The sequence below is a fragment of the Candidatus Propionivibrio aalborgensis genome, assembly GCF_900089945.1.
Taxonomy (GTDB): domain Bacteria; phylum Pseudomonadota; class Gammaproteobacteria; order Burkholderiales; family Rhodocyclaceae; genus Propionivibrio; species Propionivibrio aalborgensis.
In genome coordinates this window covers 1-527 of the sequence record NZ_FLQY01000311.1, presented here as the reverse complement: position 1 = coordinate 527, position 527 = coordinate 1, and the positions used below count along the sequence as shown (strand labels likewise).

The window sequence follows — 527 nt, the reverse complement described above, 5'->3', positions numbered from 1 at the left end:
ATCGGTGATGAAGCCGGTCTGGAACGGCAGGGAATTCATTCCGCGGCTGATCCTGCCGCTGTCATTGTCCGCCGATCACCGCGTCATCGACGGCGCAATGGCCACACGCTTCAACGCCTATGTCGCACGGCTGCTGGCCGACATGCGTCGCGCACTGCTTTGACCGGGAGAAACAGATGAGTCAAGTCATAGAGGTAAAAGTCCCGGATATTGGCGACTTCAAGGATGTTCCGATCATCGAGCTGTGCGTCAAGGCGGGCGACACTGTCAACGCCGAGGATGCACTGGTCACGCTCGAATCCGACAAGGCGACGATCGACATTCCGAGCCCGACTGGCGGCGTGATCAAGGAATTGAAGGTCAATATCGGCGACAAGGTATCGGAAGGCTCGCTGATCGCGGTGCTGGAAGCGGCTGATGCCGCAAGCCCCAGCGCTCAGGCCCCCGCTGCTGCTCCGACCCAAGCTACTGCTGCCCCAGCCGCAGCCACCACCGCCAGCAGCGAGGTGGCAGCACCGCCAGCTGCA

General features: G+C 61.7%; 2 protein-coding genes. Both read left to right on the top strand.

The window, feature by feature from the left end:
• A partial coding sequence (locus PROAA_RS13510) for a 2-oxo acid dehydrogenase subunit E2 (RefSeq protein ID WP_186411840.1) occupies positions 1-163 on the top strand: 163 nt, incomplete at its 5' end.
• Between the two features lie 13 nt (positions 164-176).
• Positions 177-527, top strand: a 351-nt coding sequence (locus PROAA_RS13505; protein ID WP_342669221.1) for a biotin/lipoyl-containing protein, incomplete at its 3' end; no start/stop codon positions are given.